The sequence below is a fragment of the Candidatus Endoriftia persephonae genome (assembly GCF_023733635.1).
GTDB classification, from domain to species: domain Bacteria; phylum Pseudomonadota; class Gammaproteobacteria; order Chromatiales; family Chromatiaceae; genus Endoriftia; species Endoriftia persephonae.
The window spans coordinates 3,273,473-3,294,292 of record NZ_CP090569.1; the positions used below are offsets into that span (position 1 = coordinate 3,273,473).

A 20,820-nucleotide genomic window follows, 5' to 3' on the forward strand; every position below is an offset into this window, starting at 1 on the left:
TGCTTTCGACTGAGACCAATACTTACTCGATATTCTGGATCTGCTCACGCATCTGTTCGATCAGGACCTTCATCTCCACCGCGATGCGGGTCACCTCAACATCGTTGGATTTGGAAGTGAGGGTATTGGCCTCGCGGTTCAGCTCCTGCATCAGAAAATCGAGACGCCGCCCCACCGGCTCAGACACCTCACTGATGATCCGCTCCAGCTCCTGCAGATGGGTATCGAGTCGGTCCATCTCCTCATCCACATCGAGGCGCTGGGCGAGCAGCGCCATCTCCTGCTCCAGGCGGGCCTCGTCCAGTTCCGCCATCACTTCTTCGAGACGCTGACGAATCTTCTGTCGCACGCTCTGCAGCACCTTCGGCATCAGTTCGCGCACCTGAGCCACCTGATCCTGCATCGCATGGCGACGCTGCATCACGATCTCCGCCAGACGCGCGCCTTCACGCTGGCGGGCCTGCTGCAGTGAATCAAGGGTCTGCTCCAACAACTCCATCGCCTGCTGAGCGATCGGTGCAAAGTCACGCTCCTGTTCCTCCAGCACCCCAGGCCAACGTAACAGATCCATCACCTGGATCGTCGCGGCCCCCCCCATCACCGAGGCGATCTCATCACCAGCCGCCAGCAGCTGGGAGACCAGCCGAGAGTTGACCTGCAGATCCGCCGCTGCAGTCTGGCCCGGCACAAACTTCAGGCTGCAGTCGAGCTTGCCACGCCCCAGTTTGGCGGCGATCCGCTCGCGCACTCCGCTCTCAAGGACGCGCAGCTCTTCCGGCAGGCGCAGATGCATCTCAAGATAGCGGTGGTTGACCGAGCGGATCTCCCAACTCATCACCCCCAGCTCACCGCGATACTCTTGCCGGGCAAAGGCAGTCATGCTGCTGACCATCAGATTCACTCCTCATATCAGGTTGGGTCATCGAGTTAAGCGCCACCTCTACCCCTTGGTCACACAAAACCAGGGCGAACACTGCCAGTGCCGGTAGAGCAAAACCGTCCGGATTCGCATACCATTTCACGAGGAATTTAATTCCCTGCGATCTTTCTTTGTATTATAATGTGATAAGCGCACAGTTGCAGCCTCCATTTTTGCCGCCGTGGCCGTATAATCGGGCTTCCCTCGATTGAGAATCAGCAGTGATGGAGCAGACACGCGACAGCCTTGAACCCGGTACTGTCATAGACAGCTTTGTGATCATGAAAGTGGTCGCAAGTGGCGGCTTCAGCCTGATCTATCTAGCCGAGGATGAGGACACCCAGGACGAAGTGATCATCAAGGAGTTTCTACCAAAGAAGCTGGCCTGCCGTGGCGAGGGCAAGCGGGTTGATGTAATCAATCCGAAAAAGCACACCGAGAACTTCCACCGCAGCCGCCGGCTGTTTCATCAAGAGGTCAAGGTGCTGGCGTCGCTGCGCCACCCCAATATCGTACAGGTGCGTGGTTTTTTCCTTGCCAACAATACCGGCTATCTGGTGATGGATCATGAGCGCGGCAAGAACCTTGCCAGCTACATCAAAAAACGCAGCGGTGGCCTTAGCACCCGTTTTATGATGACGGTATTCCCGCCGATTCTCGACGCGCTCAACCTGATCCACTCCCGCAACCTACTGCATCTCGACATCAAGCCAAGCAACATCCATCTGCGCACCGGTGGCAGCCCGCTGCTGCTCGACTTCGGTGCAGTACATCAGATCCAGGGCGAAGGGGGGCGCAACGGCCGCATCGTCACCACCGGTTTCTCCCCGGTGGAGCAGTACTACCAGTCGGGCGAGGTCGGCCCCTGGAGCGACGTCTATGCAATCGGCGCCAGCATGCGCGCCTGCCTCGACGGCAAGGCCCCACCCTCTGCCATCGAGCGCCATGCCAAAGATAAACTCAAGCCCGCCAGCCGAGCCTTTCGCAAGCGCTATCCGGCCCACATGCTGGAGGCCATCGACTGGGCGATGGAGATCAATCACGAAAACCGCCCGCAAAACGCCGGTCAGCTGCTTTCTGCCCTCAACCACAAGCAAAGCGGCAATGACAACGACAGGAGCCTGATGGTGGGGAGCTCTCAGCCACATGCGCCTGCGGGCAAGAGGGTCTCTTCATGAAATATCATTCCGGCCAGTGCACTCTGATCGGCAACCGATCGCTGAACCAGGACCGCTGCCTGATCATGGAATCCCCCGACTCAGTACTGCTGGCGCTGGCCGACGGCATGGGCGGACATCCGCGAGGAGAAATGGCAGCGCAGGTCCTGATGAACACCTGCCGCAAATCATTTTTGACCAGCCGCAAACCAATCTCTTCTCCTCGAGTCTTCCTCAGCGGCCTGATGGACATGGCGCACCGCTCAATCCTCGAGTTCGGCCGAGATCAGCAGCCGCCCATCGAACCCCGCACCACCGCCACGCTCTGCCTGATCCAGGATGGCAATGCCTACTGGGCCCACGCCGGCGACAGCCGCATCTACCTGCTGCGCGAGGGCGTAATCGCCCACCGCACTGCCGACCACTCCTACGTCGAGCAGTTGCGTCAACAGGGTGTAATCTCCGCCGCCCAGGCCGCGACACACCGCTATCGTAACTATGTCACCCGCTGTCTCGGTGGCATCTCCAACCGCCCGGTCGCCGAATTCAGCGGCCCCTTTAAGTTGCAACGGGATGATGTGCTAATGCTCTGCAGTGACGGTTTCTGGGGTGCCCTGCAGGAACGTGTCATGGCGCAGCAGCTCAGCGATATCAGCCAGCCGTTGAGCCAGCTGATCGAGATGCTCAGCAACCGGGCCGCTGCCAACAGCCAACCGGAGAGCGACAACGTTACGGCTATCGGCCTGCGCTGGGGGACCGCACCGGTAAACCTCAAACCCGCCGACTTCAGCATGGCACTTGGTGACAACACACCCATGCCCGACACCCCCGAACTGCCGAGCGATAAGGCGCTGGAGGAGGCGATCAACAGCCTGCGTGGCGCCGTCATCGAGGCGACGCACAAATCCAAACTATGAGGAACCCCATTTGAGACCCTCCGGCCGTCAACCCGACCAACTCCGCCCGATCCGTTTCACCCGCCACTACACCAAACACGCCGAAGGCTCGGTGTTGGTAGAGTTTGGCGATACCAAGGTCATCTGTACCGCCTCCGTGGAAGAGCGCGTGCCCGGCTGGATGCGCGGCCAGGGGCGCGGCTGGGTCACTGCCGAATACGGCATGCTGCCACGCTCCACCGACAGCCGCATGGGGCGTGAGGCATCCCGCGGCAAGCAAGGGGGTCGCACCATGGAGATCCAGCGCCTGATCGGGCGCTCGCTGCGCGCAGCCATCGACCTGCAGGCGCTAGGTGAGCGCAGCATCGCCCTCGACTGCGATGTGATCCAGGCTGATGGCGGCACCCGCACCGCCTCCATCACCGGCGCCTGGATCGCCCTGCACGACGCAGTGCAACATATCTTGCAGCAGGATCTGCTCAAAACCGACCCGATGATCGGCCCAGTGGCCTCAGTCTCGGTCGGCGTCCATAAGGGCACACCAATCCTCGACCTCGACTATGCTGAAGACTCCAGCGCCGAGACCGACATGAACGTGGTAATGAACGATCAGGGTGGCTTCATTGAGGTCCAGGGCACTGCCGAAGCTGCCGCCTATTCACGCCAGGAACTCGACGCCATGCTGGATCTGGCCAGCCAGGGCATCCAACAACTCATCCAGTTACAGCAACAGGCCCTCTCCCAGGACTGACACCCCATCTCGAGAACAATCCATGAACGACAGACCGAGCGATTCACGTATCGTGCTCGCCAGCAACAATGCCGGCAAAGTCCGTGAGATCAACCAACTACTCACCAGCCAACATCTGCAGGTGGTGCCGCAAAAGGCCTTCGACATCCCGGAGGCGGAAGAGACCGGCCTGAGCTTTGTCGAGAACGCGATTCTCAAGGCACGCCACGCGGCGCAGCTGAGCGGGCTGCCCGCCATCGCCGACGACAGTGGCATCGAGGTGGATGCCCTCAACGGAGCCCCCGGCATCTACTCGGCTCGTTTTGCTGGCGCCGGCGCCAGCGATCAGGAGAATCTGCAGAAGCTGCTGCAGGATCTGCAGGGGGTACCCGAGGCCCAGCGCAGCGCCCGCTTCCGATGCCTGATGGTCTACATGCGCCACGCCAACGATCCCACCCCCACTATCTGCCAAGGGACATGGGAGGGGTACATTCTCAGCGAACCCCGCGGCGAAAACGGCTTTGGCTACGATCCAGTGTTCTTTGTGCCAACGCACAACTGCAGCGCAGCGGAACTCTCCGCCGAGGTCAAAAACAGCCTCAGCCATCGCGGTCAAGCGTTGCAAAAAATGCTCAAGGAACTGAGCAAATAGTCGCTATTGGATCAGATTCGAAAAAATGCCAACGGCTCGACAAACTTCGTCTATATTTCGCTCAGGAATTAGCCGTATGATCTGCCAGGTAATTTTCATGTAACATCCACAGGCGAGTGACCAGCTAGGAGCACACAAGGAATGCAGCGATCCAACCGGACCAATCAGCGCCACCCCACCACTTTCGTCGCAACGATCACCAGCAGAGAGGGCTCTCAAAAAGATGGAGTTGCCAGAAACATCTCGACTGAAGGAATGATGCTGGAGCTCGACTCCAGACAGCTCTCCATCGGTGAGCAGATCGAAGTCAGCTTCAGCTTCCACGGGCAGCAGTGGAGCATCGCCGCCCAAGTGATGCACGCCAACACCACCGGCATGGGGATCCGGTTCAGCGCCGCCCAACCCCAGCTGGTTCGCGCCGCAACCCTCGAGATGGGGCAATCCTTCGCTCCGGTCGCGGGCCGCATTGCCCTCGCCTGAACCCCATCCAGAACACCTGGCTAGCCGTAGAACACCCCCGGCAGCCAGGTCGCCATCTCCGGCCACAAAGCGAGCAGGCCGAGCACCAACAACTGAATCAGGATAAACGGCACCACGCCTCGATAGATCGCGCCGGTACTTACTTCCGGCGGCGCCACCCCGCGCAGATAGAAGAGCGCAAAACCGAACGGCGGGGTGAGAAAAGAGGTCTGCAGGTTGATCGCGATCATCACCCCGAGCCAGACCGGATCGAGCCCCATCGCCAGCAGGATCGGCCCGACGATCGGCACCACCACGAAGGTGATCTCGATAAAATCGAGGATGAAACCGAGCAGGAACATCACCAGCATCACCAACGCCACCGCCCCCACCACGCCGCCCGGCAAATCGGTGAGGAAATCGGTCACCACCTCATCGCCCCCGAAGCCTCTGAAAACCAGTGAGAAGAGCGAGGCGCCGATAAAGATCAGGAATACCATGCTGGTCACTCGGGTGGTGCCGAGCATCACCGCACGCAAGGTCTCACGATTCAGCTGCCCCTGACTCAGCGCCAGCAGCATCGCCCCGACCGCCCCCACTGAGGCCGCCTCAGTGGGCGTGGCCAACCCTCCCAGGATCGAACCCAGCACCGCAAAGATCAGCAGTAACGGTGGCAACAGCACCTTCACCACCCGCCGCCAGAGCCGCCCCAGTTCCTGCTCCCGTTCCTCTTCTGGAAGAGCCGGCACCGCAGCGGGTCTGAACACGGCAACACCACCGATATAGAGCAGATAGAGCACCACCAGCAGCAGCCCCGGGATCAGCGCGCCGACAAACAGATCCCCCACCGAGACGGTATCTGGCGAGAAGATGCCCATGTCGAGCTGCGCCTGCTGATAGGCGGCAGAGAGCACATCGCCGAGTAGCACCAGCACGATCGAGGGGGGGATAATCTGGCCGAGAGTGCCGGCGGCGCAGATCACGCCGCTGGAGAGGGCCGGGTCGTAGTTGCGCCGCAGCATAGTGGGCAGTGACAACAACCCCATGGTGACCACCGTGGCGCCAACAATGCCGGTACTGGCGGCGAGCAGCATCCCCACCAGCGTCACCGAGATGCCCAGACCGCCACGCCGCGGGCCGAACAGGGCCGCCATGGTATCGAGCAGATTCTCTGCCACCCGGGAGCGTTCCAGCATCACCCCCATGAAGACAAACAGCGGCACCGCGATCAGCGTCTCGTTGGTCATGATGCCGTAGAGGCGATTCGGCAGGGCCTCCAGGAAGGCGCCATCAAAATAGCCAGTAAAGCCACCAATCCAGGCAAACGCCAGCGCCGTTCCGCCCAGCGAGAAGGCCACCGGATAGCCCAGCAACAGCACCAAGCAAACAGCAAGAAACAGCAGCAGCGGCAACAGCTCCGGCATCATGCCCGCAGCTTCCTCAGCACCTGGCCGCAGCGGATCATGATCGACAACCCCTGCAGCACCAGCAGTGCTGCCATTACCAGGATCAGGCTCTTCAGCAGATAGACCCCATCCAAACCACCCGCCTCCCGGGAGCCCTCATACAGCGACCAGGATTGCGCCACATAGTCCCAGCTGACAGAGAAGATAAAGAGACAGACCGGCAGCAGCAACAGCAGGCTGCCGAGCAGATCGACCCAGGCCTTGGCTCGCGCCGAGAAGCGACCGAAGAAAACATCCACCCGCACATGCCCTTTGTGCTTCAGGGTATAGGCAGCACCGACCAAAAACAGCGCCGCATGCATATAGGTGATCGACTCCTGCATCGCGATCCAGCCTAGATCGAAGGCATAGCGCAGCACCACCACCAGAAAGGTCACCAACACCATCAGCAAGCTTAGCCAGGAGACTGCCTGGCCAAGCCACTCATTGAGCGCATCAAAGGCATCGGCCAACCGCGCCAGCCGCTCAAACATCGCCCGCCACCCCACAGATCATCGCAACACCACACCTACCAGCGAAAAATCACCCACTGGGGCACAGCGACATCCCCCGGCTCACGGTGACGGGAGTCGAACTCCCCATCACCATCCCGGTCGACCATGTAGTAGGGTGCGCCCGCCTGGGGCACCACCTTCACCATGTAGAGTTGGCCGTTGATTCGATACTCGTGGATCGTTCTATCCTCACGCTTGAGGATAGTGATCTCTGGCTCCAGCGCCTCGCCATCGAGCACCGCCGAGGGGATCTGTGGCGGCACAGGCACAGCCGCCGGCTCTTCGGCAAATGCCGGCGTCAACAACAGACCGCTCAATGACAACAGAAAATAGCTTTTTCTACTCATTCCACTCTCCTTGAAATCCCTTATCAGAGCTCCAGCAACATCTCCTGCTCCGCCGCAGAAGGTTCAAAACCACGATGTTCGTAGTGGGAGAAGATTGCATCCACCACCTCCTGTGGCTCATTACAGACCTGCAGCAGATCCAGATCCTCCGGATCGATGGTTCCCGCCTCGCACAGGCTGTGGCGAAACCAGTCCAACAGTCCGCTCCAAAACTGACCATCCACCAGGATGATCGGAATCTCGCGTGTTTTACCAGTCTGCACCAGGGTGAGAATCTCCGCCAGCTCATCAAGGGTGCCAAACCCCCCCGGCAGCACCACATAGGCGGAGGCGTATTTAACAAACATCACCTTGCGCGAGAAAAAGTGGCGGAACTGCAATGAGATATCCTGATAAGGATTGCCCGACTGCTCCTTGGGCAGCTGGATATTCAGCCCGATACTCGGCGACTTGCCCTCATAAGCCCCCTTGTTGGCCGCCTCCATGATGCCGGGACCACCACCGCTGACCACGGAGAAACCACTATCGGAGCAGAGCCGGGCGATCTCCTCTGCCAGCCCATAGTGGGGGTGATCCCTGGGAGTGCGTGCCGAACCGAAAAAGCTGATCGAGGGGCGAATCTGCGCCAGCTGCTCAAATCCCTCGACAAACTCCGCCATAATCTGGAACACCCGCCAGGACTCACGGGTGAGCTGCGGCTCCTTGCCAGGACGAGGGCGCGAACGCCGATCTTTTTGCTGAATACTCATATCCTCTATCTGCCTCGAAGGCCCGATTTGGTGGGCCTCGCATCATAGCAAGCCTGCCCACACACACGAAGCCCGAAACGCGACCAGTTTGGTTGCATTGGCACAGGCGGCTGCGTAATCTGCCCGCTCCGCACACCCGAGCAGAAGCATCGTGACTGACTCCAACCTGATCAAAACCGGCGTCATCGGCCTCGGCACCATGGGCCAGGGCATGGCCGCCAACCTACAGCGCAGCGGCGCCCTGGCCGGCGCCTGGAACCGCACCCGCAGCCGCGCCGAAGCATTTGCCGACGAACACAACTGCACACTGTTTGATGACCCGACCAGCCTCGCTGCCGGCTGCGAACTGATCATCACCAGCGTCTCCGCCGACAACGACCTGCTACAGGTGGTCGATCAGCTACTATCCGGCCTGGCACTGGGCAAGGTGGTGCTCGACACCTCCACCGTAAACAGCGAGACCGCCCGCGAGGCAGCCAGACGGGTTACCGACCGCGGCGCACTGTTCCTCGACGCACCGGTCTCCGGCGGCTCCGAGGGGGCAATAAACGGCACCCTGGCGATGATGGTGGGCGGCGACGCCGCCACCCTCGACCGGCTGCGCCCGACCCTCACCGCCATCACCAACAGCGTCACTCACATGGGTCCAGTGGGCAGCGGTCAGGCCACCAAGGCAGTCAACCAGATCATGGTCGCCGGCATCAATCAGGCAGTCACCGAGGCTCTCGCCTTCGGCCAGCAACAGGGACTCGATATGCACAAGGTGATCGAGGTGGTCGGCGGCGGCGCCGCCGGCAACTGGTTCCTCGACCATCGCGGCAAAACCATGGTGAACAACAGCTTCACCCCCGGCTTCAAGCTGGCCCTGCACAACAAAGATCTGGAGATCATCCGTCAGATGGCGGCGCAGTTGGGAGTTGAGCTGCCGATAGTGGAGATGACCCTGGCCGACTATCGTTCGCTGCTCAACGAGGGCCACGGCGAAGAGGACATCTCCACCCTGTTCCACCACAAACGCGACCTCTTCAGCGATGGCTGATCTCAACCCACGACAGGCCGAGGCGGTGCGCTACATCGACGGCCCGCTACTGGTGCTGGCCGGTGCCGGCAGCGGCAAGACCCGGGTCATCACCACCAAGATCACCTATCTGGTAGAGAAGTGCGGCATCGATGCCCGCCACATCACCGCCGTCACCTTCACCAACAAGGCGGCGCGGGAGATGAAAGCGCGAGTCGCCAAGCAGCTCAGCGGCAAGCGCGGCAGGGGTCTGAGCATCTCCACCTTTCACACCCTCGGGCTGAACATTCTGCGTCGCGAGCTGAAGCGGCTCGGCTATAAATCGGGCTTCTCGATCTTCGACGACCAGGATGGCGCCACCCTGCTGAAAGAGCTGATGAAGCGCCACGGCAGCGGTGACGACAGCATCGTCTCCAGCACGCTGTGGCGCATCTCCGAGTGGAAAAACGACCTGATCGAGCCCGAACAGGCGCTGGCCCAGGCGGAAGACGACCTGGACACCCGCAACGCCATCATCTACGCCGAGTACCAGCGCCATCTGAAGGCCTACAACGCGGTCGACTTCGACGACCTGATCCTGCTGCCGGTGCAGCTGTTCCGCGATCACCCCGAGGCACTCGAAGCTTGGCAAAACCGCATCCGCCACCTGCTGGTGGACGAATACCAGGACACCAACCTAGCGCAGTACGAGCTGGTCAAGCAGCTGGTCGGGCTGCGCGCCAGCTTTACCGTGGTGGGCGACGACGACCAGTCGATCTACGCCTGGCGCGGCGCCCGCCCGGAAAATTTGGTGCGGCTACAGCAGGACTTTCCCGGCCTGCGGCTGATCAAGCTGGAGCAGAACTACCGCTCCAGCGGGCGCATTCTAAGGGCCGCCAACCAGCTGATCAGCAACAACCCCCACGTCTTCGACAAGCGTCTGTGGAGTGAACTCGGCCCTGGCGAGGAGCTGCGGGTGATCGAGTGCCGCAACGAGGAGCATGAGGCGGAGCGGGTGGTGAGCGAGATCCTCCACCACCGCTTCCAGAAGAAGACCAGCCACGGCGACTACGCCATCCTCTACCGCGGCAACCATCAGGCGCGGCTGTTCGAAAAGGCCCTGCGCATCCACAAGATCCCCTATTTCCTCAGCGGCGGCACCTCCTTCTTCTCACGCACCGAGATCAAGGACGTAATGGCCTACCTGCGGCTGCTGGCGAATCCCGACGATGACGCCGCCTTCCTGCGCGTGATCAATACCCCACGCCGCGAGATCGGCCCCGCCACCCTGGAGAAGCTCGGCGCCTACGCCCAGCGGCGCGAGATCGGCCTGTTCAGCGCCTGTGACGAGCTGGGGTTGGGTGAACAGCTGGGCGAACGCGCCCTGACTCGGCTGCGCGGCTTTGCCGAGTGGATCAGCAGCTTCGCCCGACGCGCCGAGTCGGAGCCACCCAAGCAGATCGCCCAAGCCCTGGTGCGCGACATCGACTACGACAGCTGGTTGCGCGAGAATGCCAGCAGCGACGCCATCGCTGAGCGGCGCATGGAGAACGTCAACGATCTGTGCGACTGGCTCGGCGCGCTGGCCAAGGATGAACAGGAGAAGAGCCTGGCCGAGATGGTCAGCCATCTGACCCTGATGGATGTGCTGGAGCGGCAGAACGAGGAGGCCGGTGACAACGACCAGGTGCACCTGATGACCCTGCACGCCGCCAAGGGGCTGGAGTTCCCCCATGTCTTCCTGGTCGGCATGGAGGAGGAGCTGCTGCCCCATCGCAGCAGCATCGAGGAGGAGAATATCGAGGAGGAGCGCCGCCTCGCCTACGTCGGCATCACCCGCGCCCAGCGCAGCCTGACCATGACCTACGCCGCCAAACGCAAACGCTACGGCGAGCTGGTCCGTTGCGAACCGAGCCGTTTTCTGCAGGAGCTGCCGGAGGAGGATCTCAGCTGGGAGGGGGGCAAGAGCAGCCTCTCACCGGAACAGAAACAGGAGCGCGGCAGCGCTCACTTAGCGAACCTGAGGGCGATGCTCTCCTGATCACCCACAACGCAACAGGCCGCCCAGCGGCGGCCTGTTGTTCAAGCGGCGGTGCAGAGAAGACCTACAGCCCGCTCAACCACTCGGCAATGGTCTGCATCTCCGCATCTGAGACACCGGCAATCACGCCCTTCATGACCGCCGCTTGGCCGTTGTGGCGGGCACCCGTCTTGATGTCTTTCATCTGCGCGACCAGATAGGCAACGCTCTGTCCCGCCAGCGTGGGGTAGACCGGCATTACGGTCTTTTTGGCATCCGCCCCATGACAGCCGGCACATCCCTTCGCCGCATAGAGTGCGGCGCCGGCAGATCCAGCAGCGGCTGGTGCTGCCGCTGCCGGCGCGGCATTAGCAGCGGGCTTCGGCGCCGCTGCTGCAGCTGGCGCAGGAGCAGCAGGAGCCGCCTGCCCCTCAACAGCCACCTTGCCTACCGGGCTGATGCGAACACGCACATCGGCACGCTCTTCGGCCCAGGCACTCGCGCACAGCGTCACGCCCAGAGCACCCGCCATCACCAACCTACCCATCTTCAAAGCAGCCCTACTCATCACTGGAAACCCCCTCGTTAAATATCGCGAACAGCCCGCTGGGCCGACCATCCATTAGAAAATCACGAGATTATACAGGTAGATGGGCAAAGATCGAATCCTCGGATAGACGCGCCCTTTGCTGGGCGGTAAACTACGCCGTCTTTCGCAGACAGGATCGTCATGCGCCCGTAGCTCAGCTGGATAGAGCGCTGCCCTCCGGAGGCAGAGGCCAGGGGTTCGAATCCCTTCGGGCGCGCCATATCAAAAAAGCCATCCCATCCGGGGTGGCTTTTTTCTGTTCAGGGCATGATCAGCTGCGCAAAGGCCTCGGCCGACATCGGCTGGCTGTGCAGAAACCCCTGATAAGTGTCGCAGCCCTCGGCCCGCAGCCACGCCAGCTCAGCCGACTGCTCCACACCCTCGGAGATTACCTGCAGACCCAGGCTCCTGCCTAGCACAATCATCGCCCGCACGATCGCCTGATTTTCCATGCTGCCAATCAGATCATGAATGAAGGTACGGTCGACCTTCAGGGTGTCGACCGGAAACTGTTTCAGATAGCTGAGAGAGGAGTAGCCGGTACCAAAGTCGTCGATGGCGATCTGCACCCCCAGCGCCTTGATGCTCTCCAGGTGTTCAATCAGTATCTCAAGGTTCTCGGCACAGCTGTTCTCGGTCACCTCCAGTTCAATTAAACCGGGATCGAGTCCGAACTGCCCCAGCAGTTCACCTAACTCACTGGCAAACTGCACATCAGCTAGCTGATGGTTGCTGATGTTGATGGAGAGACGCACCGGCCTCAGGCCGTCTAGCTGCCATTGAGACGCCTGTTGCAATGCCTGCCGCACCAGCCATCGACCGAGCGGCAGGATCAACCCGCTCTCCTCCGCCAGAGAGATAAATTGCTCTGGAAGCATCAAACCCAACTCCGGATGCTGCCAACGCAGCAACACCTCTACACCGACAATATCCCCACTCTCGACATCCACCTGTGGCTGATAGAGGAGCAGGAACTGCTCCTGCTCCACCGCTTGACGCATGGCCCGTTCCAGTTCGAATGATGCCTCCAACACCTCGGTCAGCATTGGCGTGTAGAAGGCATAGCCATTGCGTCCTTTGGCCTTGGCCTGGTACATCGCAGCATCTGCATTGCGCACTAAGGTGGTGACATCCTCGCCATCCTCCGGGTAGAGGCTGATACCAATGCTGACGCCGATATGCATCTGCAGCGAGTCGAGACTGCGCTCCCTGCCGATCACAGCGAGTAGCTTTTCGGCCACGTTGATCACATGGTCACGCCCATGCACCCCCTCAAGGATTACCACGAACTCATCCCCACCCAGGCGCGCAATGGTATCCTCTTCGCGCAACGCCTCGAGCAGATCCTTCGCTACCAGCGCCAGCAGGCGATCCCCCATCGGGTGGCCGAAGGCGTCATTGATCTGCTTGAATCGGTCCAGATCGAGAAACAGCAGCGCCAGACCGATCTTGCTACGGTTGGCGCGATTTAGCGCATGGTTGAGTCGATCATGGAATAGCAGGCGGTTGGGCAGACCGGTCAGTGTATCGTGCTGGGCAAGCTGCTGGTAACGCTCCTGGGAGTCCGCCAGCTTGATCAGTGAATCGCGGAATACAATCAGTGCCTGTCCCATCGCCTTCAGCTCACGGGAAGCCATCACCGAGGCGGGAACCTGCACCCCGGTGTTGCCCTTGGCCAACTCCACCATCGCCTTGATCATGCGTTGCACATCAGCCGACATGAGCCGCGCCAACAGTAGTCCGGAAACGATCATGCCGGCCACAGTGATGATCAGCAACATGGAGTAGTTGATCAGTTGCTGCTTGGAGTGCTCCCACTGCTTGCCGATCTCCCGCTTAATATCCTCCTGAAAGATCCGCTGTAGCTCCTGAAACAACTGATTGATCGCCAGATAGTGGCGAGCCACCCCCCTGATGTGAAAGCCGGCCATCTCCAGATTAACCGTACCCATCTCCACCGCCGTGATCACGTCGTTGCGATAGACGCCAAAGGCATCCAATAGGACCCGGTACTTCGCCTGCTCCAGATCGTCCAGCGGGTAGTCAGAGGGCAATGAATTCAGTTCCTCTTCGATCTCATTCAGCTCATCCAACAGGGGTGTACCCCGTTCATAGACTCCCTCTTCATCAAGCTCCTGACCGGCTGCGCCCATCACCTTCAGCAACCTCACATAATTGTTGCTGACCCGGCTCGAGAGCTGGCTCACCCTATTCAGGATCGGCAGATCCTCACCGTTCAGGTGCTCAAACAGTACCTCCTGCTCGAAGATGGCATTCAGGAAGATCAGCGCCAGCCCGAGCATCAGCAGCAACCCAATCAAGGGCGCCACCAGAAACTTGCTGCGCAGTGGAAGGCGGGAGAGGAGACGCATGGATCAGGTCCGGTCTGGCATTTTATTCAGGCCAGTCATCGGGATTGATCTGCCCAAGAAACTGATAAGACTGCCCTTGTTGGGGGCGGAACACCATCACCACCCCCTCTAACATAGGCCATAGCCCGGTCGCCTCCTTCAGATTGGCGGTGTGGGAGACCAGCACCCGGTTGCTCCCCGAGCGCGGAGCTTGGCCCAGCTGCCGGCGCAGGATCTCGCTCATCTGTGCCCTTTCGCTCTGCCGCATCCCGATCGCAAAGTGCAGCGCCTGCATCACATGGTGATCGCCAAATGCCAGCTGAGCAGTATCCCTGCACCGACAGTAGGGGCTGCTAAACACCTCATCGATGCGGATCCCCAGTGTGCGAATCGCCTGACCAATCCGTTCCGCCTGCTGACGCCCCTCGGCGGAGAGATTCCGCTGCATGCGGCAATCCTGCAACATTGCCCGATTGTGGCTCTGGTCGAACTGGCTGTGGTCAGTCGCTGCATGCCGCATGTAGAGGACCATGCCGCCCTCGCGCAGCGCTGCAATCAACTCGGCAGGCGTGAGTAGACTCTCCGCTTCCACTGCACCCAACGACCAGTTCCATCCCAACAACACCAACAGCAGGAATGTCGTCAGCAGTGTTATCGTTTTACGCCTGAGCGTCTCGATCAATGGCAAGTCCATATTTCCTCCACACCCCACAGTGTGCCGATATTGCAACTTATAGGTTGTTTTTTCATCTCTGACGAGCACCAGCAAGGCGGAGGAAGAAGCACCCCGCAGATTCACACATGCAACGCCGCTCACTCCGGTAAGAGAGCTTGATCTTTCCACCGGCAGCGTCCAACAAAAATAGTTCATAGGATCAGGAGGCTGTGCCAGGCACTGACAGCGAACTGCCCTACCGAGTAGACTGCTGCAGATCCAGACTGGCAGGAAGCATTATGAAGATAAAAGGCATTCACCATATCGCCATCATCGGCTCGGACTATGCACGATCCAAAACCTTCTATACCGAGACGCTGGGGCTGTCGGTGATCGACGAGCACTACCGGGCGGCGCGTGATTCCTACAAGCTCGATCTGCGCGCACCGGACGGCGTGCAGATCGAGCTATTCTCCTTTCCCGACGCGCCTCTGCGACCAAGTTATCCGGAGGCGCGGGGGCTCAGGCATCTCGCCTTTGCAGTGGAACAGATCGGCAACGCCATCGCGAGCCTGCAGGCCCGGGGAGTTCAGGTCGAGCCACTGCGGGTCGATGAGTATACCGGCCGGCGATTCTGTTTCTTTAGCGATCCGGACGGGCTGCCTATCGAGCTCTATGAGTCGCCGTCAGGCTCCGATCAGGACGCCAGCGCGCTTTGATTGTCGACGAGCCTCATCTATCCAGGATCAGCAGACCCGAGCACCAGCCAAAATCCCTGCTATTTTTGTTGGTATAACAAAGACAAATCGCACACAGTTTGATCTGACACCTTGTTGGAGGTGTGAAATGCGTTTGGAGGAAATGGAGCGGCAGCAAGCCTTATCCGGGCTCCGCAACCCCTCAGTGCTGACTATCGATGGCCATGTCATCGCAACCGACAAAGACGGTTATCTGCTCGACCACAACGACTGGTCACCACTCATTGCAGAGACCCTCGCGCAACGTGATGGTGTCACCTTGGAAGAGGATCACTGGATCCTCATCGATTTCCTGCACCGTTTTTATGCAGAGTTCGAGATTGCACCGGAGATGCCGGTGCTCGCGCGCAATCTCTGCAAAGACAAAAACGACTGCCGCTGGAGCAAAAAATATATCAACGGGCTCTTTCCAGAGGGCGCTAGATCGGTCTGTCGCTATGCAGGACTGCCGATGCCGGTGGGAAGGGGCTGCTTCTGATAGCAGCAGCGCAGATTAGGGGGCCTCTGATTAAGTCTGGACGAAGTAGATTGTGATTCAGAATTTTCAGATTCAAGACGCAAATCGCACGTAATAGCTGGCTATTGCGAAGATTTGCAACGCAGAAGCTGGATATTCTGGGCACAGGATACGAGCTCATGACTTGATCAGAGGCTCCTTATCGACAGACATACCGAAAAAGGGGCTGCTGCCTCGCATCTTGGTGACTCGATCCACTTTCATCGGGGCGTCTGCTTTTGCGTAAAAATAGCCCCCCACCCGCGGCAAATTACACGCTGCCGCCTCGGCACTTGGCGGTATCACTTCGCTGCTTACCTGCACAGGTCTCCCTGGATATGCCACTACGATTGGGTCTCACATGGCCCAGCCACGTCAATTGGAGTGACGAGATCCAGCGCCATCCCCTGACGGGAACGAAACCGTCTGCCACCCTGAACAATGATCAATCTCGATTGGCCAGACCTATCGTTAAGGCGAGTCGGAAAGCTTGCCGCCCCATCATCTCATTCACTCTTGAGGATAATCTTGACCAAACCAACCGGGGAATTGCCATGACGCCCGGCAAGTTCCCGCAGGCTCATCTGCAGACTGGTATCTATACCCTGCTCGGCAAGACGTTGAATGGCAACAGTGGTCTCGACACCAACCTCCTGACAAACCTCAGCCAGCGATTTTCGTCCCAGACCAGTGCCAGCAAAATGCGCTTCAAGTTCTTCAAGCGACAATTCCCCTAGCTGCAATTTTTCTGGCCTCTCCATATGTGGCCGGATCACTTCATAAACTGCCATCGGCGTAGTGTCATTGGCCAGAGCGATCTTCTCCAGCGACTGCCGCGCCCCCTCAAAGCGGATACCGGCTTTCTGTAATGCCTGCATCGCTACCGGCAGATCGATCCGCATACGCTTCGAGATACCGCCCAGGGAGACCTCTTCCGCATGACCGAAGGGCGGCTCCATCTCAGGTGACTTGACCCAGGCCGCCTTCAGCCAATCATTGAGACCGAATACCCAATTGACCGGCGGCAGCGCATAGATCGACATCATAATGATCACCAACGAGAGTAGCAGCGAACCAACCAGTTCCCGCTTGATCTGCAGATGCCCTTTCACCCGGTCAGCCAGGTACTTTTTGAAGGGCTTCCAGTTGAAATAGAGGTGGTAGATCCCTGTGGCGATAAAGAGACCACCAAAGATCATATGCAGATCTCCCCACTGCTCCTTGCCCAGCCCCAGAAATGACCAGTGGATCCAATAGGCGATACGCCCCTGGGGCACCACATAGAGCACAATCCCGGTCACCGTCAGAATGGCAAATGCCCAAGTTACAACAAAGGCAATGAATGCCCGACTGGACTGCTTATTCTTCAGCATGAAGCCTCCCCCCCTTGAACAACTGAAGCTATGCCCTCATCGTATAAGGCCCTCTCAAAGGTAACAAACCCAGCAGATGATGAAATTGATAAAATACGCGACATTAGCCGGCTTGATGGTGTTGGCGGCTAGCACACAGGCAGAGACCATCGCCAAGGTCAGCACCAAGTTCCGTATGCTCGGACCCAACGACAAGATAGTGATCGAGGCCTTCGATGACCCAGGAGTGGCCGGAGTGACCTGTTATCTGAGCCGCGCCAAAACCGGCGGCATGAGCGGCGCTGTGGGCCTGGCAGAGGATACCTCTGATGCCTCCATCGCCTGCCGCCAGACCGGGCCGGTGCAGCTTGCTGAGGATATCTACAACGGCCAGCGTGATGGAGAGGAGGTGTTCAAGAAACGCACCTCGATCCTCTTCAAGACGATGCAGGTAGTGCGCTTCTACGACGCCAGCCGCAACACCCTGATCTACCTCACCTACAGCGATAAGCTGGTGGATGGTTCGCCGAAAAACAGCATCACTGCCGTGCCGCTCTATCGCCCAACACCGGTAAAAAAGTAACTCAGATGGCGATGCACACCGGGCGGTTGGTTCTGACCCCGCAAGACCCGTTTTTCACCCTGCCAACTCTCGACGGCATAACAGGGTGCCTACGACAGATCGACTTCTGTGGCGAACAACTGGATCAGCGGCGCTTCCTGCTGGGCGAACGATTCTTGCAACTGGTCAGCTTCATGGGCTGCTCACCCCATATCGAGCTGGAGCCCACCGATGACGACCGCTCTTTCTGTCATCTGCAGATCCTGCCAATGGACCAACCAATCTTCCTGCAGGGCCGCAACACCAACCCTCCTCGCTGTGGCAAATGCCGGCGGCGCATCCAGGGATGGGAGAGAATAATGGAAGAGTGGCAGAAGCAACCTCAAGACTACCAGGCGACCTGCCCCCACTGCGCTCACAGCCAAAATCCTGCTCACTACCAATGGCGCCAAACGGCGGGCTCAGGCCAGCTGTTTCTCTATGTGGAGAACATCTTCCCGCAGGAGGCACAGCCCTCAGCCAGTCTACTCAACACACTGGCTGAGGCGAGCGGCGCACCCTGGCACCACTTCTTTATTCAGGATTAAGTGCCAAAACCAGAATCAGCAACTACACAGCGATTTTTACCGGCGCGTTTTGCCTCATACAGCGCCTTATCTGCCCTCGCAAAAACAGCCTCCGGCGAGTCGCCTTTGATAAAGCCACTGATGCCACAGGAGATGGTGACTGTCACCGAGCGGCTACCGGAGTGGAAACCACTCTTCTCCACCGCCAGACGCATCTCCTCGGCCACCCCTAGCGCCTGCTCCTCATCGCTGCCACACAGCAGGCTGACAAATTCCTCGCCGCCATAGCGGGCGATGAAATCGGTTTCGCGCAGCCGTTTTTTTAAATTCTGCGCGATAATGTGCAGTGTTTTGTCACCCGCCTGGTGGCCAAAACGATCATTGATCAACTTGAAGTCATCCACATCCCAGACCATCAGGGCCAACGGCGCATCGAATCGATTGAAGCGTGCCGCCTCCTGTGCCAGCCGTTCCTCGTAGGCGAGCCGATTCGGCAGTTCGGTAACCGTATCGAGCAGGGCGAGATGGTGCGCCTCGACCATGCGAAAATGGAGATCCTCCGACTCCTGCTCAAGCTCCCGCATCCGCTCCCGCAACATACGTTCGCGCTCTTCAGAGGAGGAGAAGCGCTGCTCCTCCTCCTCGAGGAAGGTGTCGATGGTCTGCTGAATACCCGACAGGTGGGACTCCAGCTCACGCTTCAGATATCCCAAATCAGTTGCCTTGGCGATCGATGCCTGCAGGCCACTGACCTGGGCGTTCACCTCAACATTCAGATTCCTCCCGCTGCTGATCACCTCTTCACGGATCGCATGAGCCTCGCGGAAGTGGGTCTCCAGGTCGTGCAGCCGCCGGGTCAGGTTCGCCAGAAATTCCTCTGCCTCATGGATCTCAACCTGGGCGTCGCTATAGGATGTGGAAGTGAGATCAAGCAGCTCCCTGAGTACACTGATCCACTCATCCTCTGCCGAATCATCATTGAGCCGCGCCTGAAAGCGAGAGATCTCTGTACTCCAGTGCCCAGGCCAGCTGCCGGCAGCAAGCAGTTCCCGCAACAGGTGGTTTGGCAACTCGCCAGGAGACGACTCACTGCTACGCTTGCTCTTGATCAGCCGGTCAAAAAAGCTATTCTGCTTCCCATCGCCGCCAATCGCGTGGCTCAGCAGCAGGGCAAGACGGTCCAACTCCTGCTCCCCGGCCGCCTGGGGATCAGCCTGCAACTGACCGAAGATCTTTTCCGCCTCGCTGGCATCCGCTTCGGAGAGGCGCAAACGGGAGGTGAGTTTATGCCAGACAACAGCAGGCGGTGCCTCATCCGGCGAACCAAGACGTATCAAGGTATCTGAAAGCTCATTCAGTTCCTTGAGCAAGTCGGGGTTGACGCCATTACGCAGCGACTCCCGGATCGATTTAAGGTATGGATCCAGATTTGGATCGAGGCCGGAGCAGGCCAGGCACAGCCGAACGATAGTTCGAGTCAACAGCGACTCTGCCTCGAGGCGTCTATCTGACTCCTGCTCGGTTTTCTTGAGCAGCTCCTCGTAGGCCTTTTTCAAATCCTTATCAACGTCCATCTTATTCTTCTGTGAAAAGAGTTCCCAAGCTTTGTAGCATTCTGCTGAAGGTTATCCAGCCCCTGCCGGAAAAGCAAAAAATGGTGCTGTCAGGCGGCTCGTGCCAGATCCACATTATCAGGCAGTTCGATCTCCAGCATGATCGGCAGATGATCGGAGTGGGTGTAGTGAAGCACCTCGGTCCTGGCGACACGCAGGCTGGGGGACGCCAGGATATGGTCGAGCTTGCGCTTGGGACGCCAGCTCGGAAAGGTGTGCAGGTTGCAGGAGGATCCCTGCAGACCGGTGGATTCCATCAGATAGGTGAATTCGCGGGAGCCACAACCGCAGTTGAAGTCCCCCATCAACACCAGATGAGAATAGTGGGAGATGACCTCGCTCACATAGGCAAGCTGACGCATCCGCGCGCGCTTGCCCAGCGCCAGATGGAGAATGCAAATGGCCAGGGGCTGCTCACTGGTCTGAAACTCGATCAGCAATGCGCCCCGTCCCGGCAGCCCCGGCAGCTGGTGCTCGGCAATCGCCGAAGGCATCAGGCGACTGAGCACTCCATTACTGTGCTGAGCTAGTTTACCGATGCGCCGATTGACCTGTTTGTGCCAGTAGGGAAAGTCGGCCTGACTGGCAAGGTATTCAGTCTGATCGATAAAGCCGCTACGAAGGCTGCCCGAATCGACCTCCTGCAGGCCGACCAGGTCGAAATCCTTGATGACCCCGGCGATGCAATCCAGATTATTCTGCCGTTCCTGATGGGGCAGGATGTGTTTCCAACTCTTGGTCACATACTCGCGGTAGCTGCTGGTATCTACCCCAGCCTGAATATTGTAGCTGAGGAGCCGGAGACGATCTTTACCGCCCTGCTCCTTGCCAAACTGATCTGCCTGATATCGCATTAGCGCAACCCTGTTTCCCTGCCAGAATATTGGCATTGTGTACCTGCAGCGATATTACGGCAACTATTCAGCATCCCTTGAGCTCTCTCCCACAGATTTCCACCATCAAAAAAGGCGGCCCAAAGCCGCCTTTCTGAT

22 protein-coding genes and 1 tRNA gene are annotated in these 20,820 nt (G+C 59.2%); 12 read left to right on the forward strand and 11 right to left on the reverse strand.

Annotated features, from left to right (window positions below; translation table 11 throughout):
• Positions 1-22: 22 nt before the first annotated feature.
• A complete protein-coding gene (locus L0Y14_RS14805) occupies positions 23-892 on the reverse strand; it encodes a YicC/YloC family endoribonuclease (protein WP_006475094.1) in 870 nt (289 codons plus the stop codon).
• 251 nt (positions 893-1,143) lie between these two features.
• Here L0Y14_RS14805 and L0Y14_RS14810 point away from each other — a divergent pair, with 251 nt between their 5' ends.
• From L0Y14_RS14810 to L0Y14_RS14830, 5 genes are all read left to right on the forward strand, one after another.
• Positions 1,144-2,097 (forward strand): serine/threonine protein kinase, encoded by a 954-nt coding sequence (locus L0Y14_RS14810; RefSeq protein ID WP_006475095.1) that lies wholly within the window; start codon positions 1,144-1,146, stop codon positions 2,095-2,097.
• Positions 2,094-2,993 (forward strand): PP2C family protein-serine/threonine phosphatase, encoded by a 900-nt coding sequence (locus L0Y14_RS14815; protein ID WP_005959953.1) that lies wholly within the window; start codon positions 2,094-2,096, stop codon positions 2,991-2,993. The genes L0Y14_RS14810 and L0Y14_RS14815 overlap by 4 nt, the downstream gene beginning before the upstream one ends.
• Before the next feature lie 10 nt (positions 2,994-3,003).
• Positions 3,004-3,723 carry a ribonuclease PH gene (rph, locus tag L0Y14_RS14820; protein WP_006475096.1) on the forward strand — a complete coding sequence of 240 codons (720 nt, stop codon included), beginning with the start codon at positions 3,004-3,006 and terminating at the stop codon, positions 3,721-3,723.
• A gap of 22 nt (positions 3,724-3,745) precedes the next feature.
• Complete coding sequence (locus tag L0Y14_RS14825; protein ID WP_005959955.1) at positions 3,746-4,354, forward strand: XTP/dITP diphosphatase; 609 nt, start codon at positions 3,746-3,748, stop codon at positions 4,352-4,354.
• A 141-nt stretch (positions 4,355-4,495) separates the two neighbouring features.
• Positions 4,496-4,834 carry a PilZ domain-containing protein gene (locus L0Y14_RS14830; RefSeq protein ID WP_005959956.1) on the forward strand — a complete coding sequence of 113 codons (339 nt, stop codon included), beginning with the start codon at positions 4,496-4,498 and terminating at the stop codon, positions 4,832-4,834.
• A 20-nt stretch (positions 4,835-4,854) separates the two neighbouring features.
• Here the strand turns inward: L0Y14_RS14830 and L0Y14_RS14835 are convergent, their stop codons facing one another.
• From L0Y14_RS14835 to L0Y14_RS14850, 4 genes are read right to left on the reverse strand one after another with little or no spacing between them, the layout of a single operon-like run.
• Entirely contained in the window at positions 4,855-6,237 is a 1,383-nt protein-coding gene (locus L0Y14_RS14835; RefSeq protein WP_240991674.1) for a TRAP transporter large permease, read from the reverse strand.
• Positions 6,237-6,752, reverse strand: a complete 516-nt coding sequence (locus tag L0Y14_RS14840; protein WP_006475097.1) for a TRAP transporter small permease subunit — start codon at positions 6,750-6,752, stop codon at positions 6,237-6,239. The genes L0Y14_RS14835 and L0Y14_RS14840 overlap by 1 nt, the downstream gene beginning before the upstream one ends.
• Positions 6,753-6,787: 35 nt before the next feature.
• On the reverse strand, positions 6,788-7,120 hold the full coding sequence (locus tag L0Y14_RS14845; RefSeq protein WP_005959959.1) for a DUF2782 domain-containing protein: 333 nt from the start codon (positions 7,118-7,120) through the stop codon (positions 6,788-6,790).
• A 23-nt stretch (positions 7,121-7,143) separates the two neighbouring features.
• A complete protein-coding gene (locus L0Y14_RS14850) occupies positions 7,144-7,863 on the reverse strand; it encodes an LOG family protein (protein WP_370443649.1) in 720 nt (239 codons plus the stop codon).
• A 157-nt stretch (positions 7,864-8,020) separates the two neighbouring features.
• Between L0Y14_RS14850 and L0Y14_RS14855 the strand changes: the two genes are divergently transcribed.
• Together L0Y14_RS14855 and rep are read left to right on the forward strand one after the other, a co-directional pair.
• On the forward strand, positions 8,021-8,908 hold the full coding sequence (locus L0Y14_RS14855; RefSeq protein WP_005959961.1) for an NAD(P)-dependent oxidoreductase: 888 nt from the start codon (positions 8,021-8,023) through the stop codon (positions 8,906-8,908).
• Entirely contained in the window at positions 8,901-10,907 is a 2,007-nt protein-coding gene (gene rep / locus L0Y14_RS14860) for a DNA helicase Rep (protein WP_005959962.1), read from the forward strand. Before L0Y14_RS14855 ends, rep begins: the two co-directional genes overlap by 8 nt.
• Positions 10,908-10,971: 64 nt before the next feature.
• Here the strand turns inward: rep and L0Y14_RS16500 are convergent, their stop codons facing one another.
• A complete protein-coding gene (locus tag L0Y14_RS16500) occupies positions 10,972-11,454 on the reverse strand; it encodes a c-type cytochrome (RefSeq protein ID WP_305790612.1) in 483 nt (160 codons plus the stop codon).
• A 164-nt stretch (positions 11,455-11,618) separates the two neighbouring features.
• Here L0Y14_RS16500 and L0Y14_RS14870 point away from each other — a divergent pair.
• Positions 11,619-11,695 (forward strand) — tRNA-Arg (locus tag L0Y14_RS14870).
• Positions 11,696-11,735: 40 nt separating this feature from the next.
• On the opposite strand, the gene L0Y14_RS14875 is transcribed toward L0Y14_RS14870, so the two are convergent.
• On the reverse strand, positions 11,736-13,847 hold the full coding sequence (locus tag L0Y14_RS14875) for a putative bifunctional diguanylate cyclase/phosphodiesterase (protein ID WP_005959964.1): 2,112 nt from the start codon (positions 13,845-13,847) through the stop codon (positions 11,736-11,738).
• Positions 13,848-13,869: 22 nt separating this feature from the next.
• The gene (locus tag L0Y14_RS14880) at positions 13,870-14,520 is read right to left on the reverse strand and encodes a histidine phosphatase family protein (RefSeq protein ID WP_240991670.1); all 651 of its coding nucleotides are present in this window, start codon (positions 14,518-14,520) and stop codon (positions 13,870-13,872) included.
• Between the two features lie 260 nt (positions 14,521-14,780).
• On the opposite strand from L0Y14_RS14880, the gene gloA2 reads away from it, so the two are divergent.
• Positions 14,781-15,200, forward strand: a complete 420-nt coding sequence (gene gloA2, locus L0Y14_RS14885; protein WP_006475102.1) for an SMU1112c/YaeR family gloxylase I-like metalloprotein — start codon at positions 14,781-14,783, stop codon at positions 15,198-15,200.
• Positions 15,201-15,327: 127 nt separating this feature from the next.
• On the forward strand, positions 15,328-15,717 hold the full coding sequence (locus L0Y14_RS14890) for a TusE/DsrC/DsvC family sulfur relay protein (RefSeq protein ID WP_006475103.1): 390 nt from the start codon (positions 15,328-15,330) through the stop codon (positions 15,715-15,717).
• 524 nt (positions 15,718-16,241) lie between these two features.
• On the opposite strand, the gene L0Y14_RS14895 is transcribed toward L0Y14_RS14890, so the two are convergent.
• Positions 16,242-17,108, reverse strand: a complete 867-nt coding sequence (locus L0Y14_RS14895) for a DUF4405 domain-containing protein (RefSeq protein ID WP_005959967.1) — start codon at positions 17,106-17,108, stop codon at positions 16,242-16,244.
• Positions 17,109-17,184: 76 nt separating this feature from the next.
• On the opposite strand from L0Y14_RS14895, the gene L0Y14_RS14900 reads away from it, so the two are divergent.
• Together L0Y14_RS14900 and L0Y14_RS14905 are read left to right on the forward strand one after the other, a co-directional pair.
• Positions 17,185-17,670, forward strand: coding sequence for a CreA family protein (locus L0Y14_RS14900; RefSeq protein ID WP_005959968.1), 486 nt, complete (start codon positions 17,185-17,187; stop codon positions 17,668-17,670).
• 5 nt (positions 17,671-17,675) lie between these two features.
• Positions 17,676-18,236, forward strand: coding sequence for a hypothetical protein (locus L0Y14_RS14905; RefSeq protein ID WP_005959969.1), 561 nt, complete (start codon positions 17,676-17,678; stop codon positions 18,234-18,236).
• Here L0Y14_RS14905 and L0Y14_RS14910 read toward each other — a convergent pair.
• Positions 18,233-19,789, reverse strand: coding sequence for a GGDEF domain-containing protein (locus L0Y14_RS14910; RefSeq protein WP_005959970.1), 1,557 nt, complete (start codon positions 19,787-19,789; stop codon positions 18,233-18,235). The genes L0Y14_RS14905 and L0Y14_RS14910 overlap by 4 nt on opposite strands.
• A gap of 89 nt (positions 19,790-19,878) precedes the next feature.
• Positions 19,879-20,682 (reverse strand): endonuclease/exonuclease/phosphatase family protein, encoded by an 804-nt coding sequence (locus L0Y14_RS14915; RefSeq protein ID WP_006475108.1) that lies wholly within the window; start codon positions 20,680-20,682, stop codon positions 19,879-19,881.
• Positions 20,683-20,820: the final 138 nt, after the last annotated feature.

Coding starts and splice junctions, on each gene's coding strand:
- L0Y14_RS14805 (WP_006475094.1), bottom strand. CDS start 892: ATGGTCAGCAGCATGACTGCCTTTGCCCGGCAAGAGTATCGCGGTGAG.
- L0Y14_RS14810 (WP_006475095.1), top strand. CDS start 1,144: ATGGAGCAGACACGCGACAGCCTTGAACCCGGTACTGTCATAGACAGC.
- L0Y14_RS14815 (WP_005959953.1), top strand. CDS start 2,094: ATGAAATATCATTCCGGCCAGTGCACTCTGATCGGCAACCGATCGCTG.
- L0Y14_RS14825 (WP_005959955.1), top strand. CDS start 3,746: ATGAACGACAGACCGAGCGATTCACGTATCGTGCTCGCCAGCAACAAT.
- L0Y14_RS14830 (WP_005959956.1), top strand. CDS start 4,496: ATGCAGCGATCCAACCGGACCAATCAGCGCCACCCCACCACTTTCGTC.
- L0Y14_RS14835 (WP_240991674.1), bottom strand. CDS start 6,237: ATGCCGGAGCTGTTGCCGCTGCTGCTGTTTCTTGCTGTTTGCTTGGTG.
- L0Y14_RS14840 (WP_006475097.1), bottom strand. CDS start 6,752: ATGTTTGAGCGGCTGGCGCGGTTGGCCGATGCCTTTGATGCGCTCAAT.
- L0Y14_RS14845 (WP_005959959.1), bottom strand. CDS start 7,120: ATGAGTAGAAAAAGCTATTTTCTGTTGTCATTGAGCGGTCTGTTGTTG.
- rep (WP_005959962.1), top strand. CDS start 8,901: ATGGCTGATCTCAACCCACGACAGGCCGAGGCGGTGCGCTACATCGAC.
- L0Y14_RS16500 (WP_305790612.1), bottom strand. CDS start 11,454: ATGAGTAGGGCTGCTTTGAAGATGGGTAGGTTGGTGATGGCGGGTGCT.
- L0Y14_RS14875 (WP_005959964.1), bottom strand. CDS start 13,847: ATGCGTCTCCTCTCCCGCCTTCCACTGCGCAGCAAGTTTCTGGTGGCG.
- L0Y14_RS14880 (WP_240991670.1), bottom strand. CDS start 14,520: ATGGACTTGCCATTGATCGAGACGCTCAGGCGTAAAACGATAACACTG.
- gloA2 (WP_006475102.1), top strand. CDS start 14,781: ATGAAGATAAAAGGCATTCACCATATCGCCATCATCGGCTCGGACTAT.
- L0Y14_RS14890 (WP_006475103.1), top strand. CDS start 15,328: ATGCGTTTGGAGGAAATGGAGCGGCAGCAAGCCTTATCCGGGCTCCGC.
- L0Y14_RS14895 (WP_005959967.1), bottom strand. CDS start 17,108: ATGCTGAAGAATAAGCAGTCCAGTCGGGCATTCATTGCCTTTGTTGTA.
- L0Y14_RS14900 (WP_005959968.1), top strand. CDS start 17,185: ATGATGAAATTGATAAAATACGCGACATTAGCCGGCTTGATGGTGTTG.
- L0Y14_RS14905 (WP_005959969.1), top strand. CDS start 17,676: ATGGCGATGCACACCGGGCGGTTGGTTCTGACCCCGCAAGACCCGTTT.
- L0Y14_RS14910 (WP_005959970.1), bottom strand. CDS start 19,789: ATGGACGTTGATAAGGATTTGAAAAAGGCCTACGAGGAGCTGCTCAAG.
- L0Y14_RS14915 (WP_006475108.1), bottom strand. CDS start 20,682: ATGCGATATCAGGCAGATCAGTTTGGCAAGGAGCAGGGCGGTAAAGAT.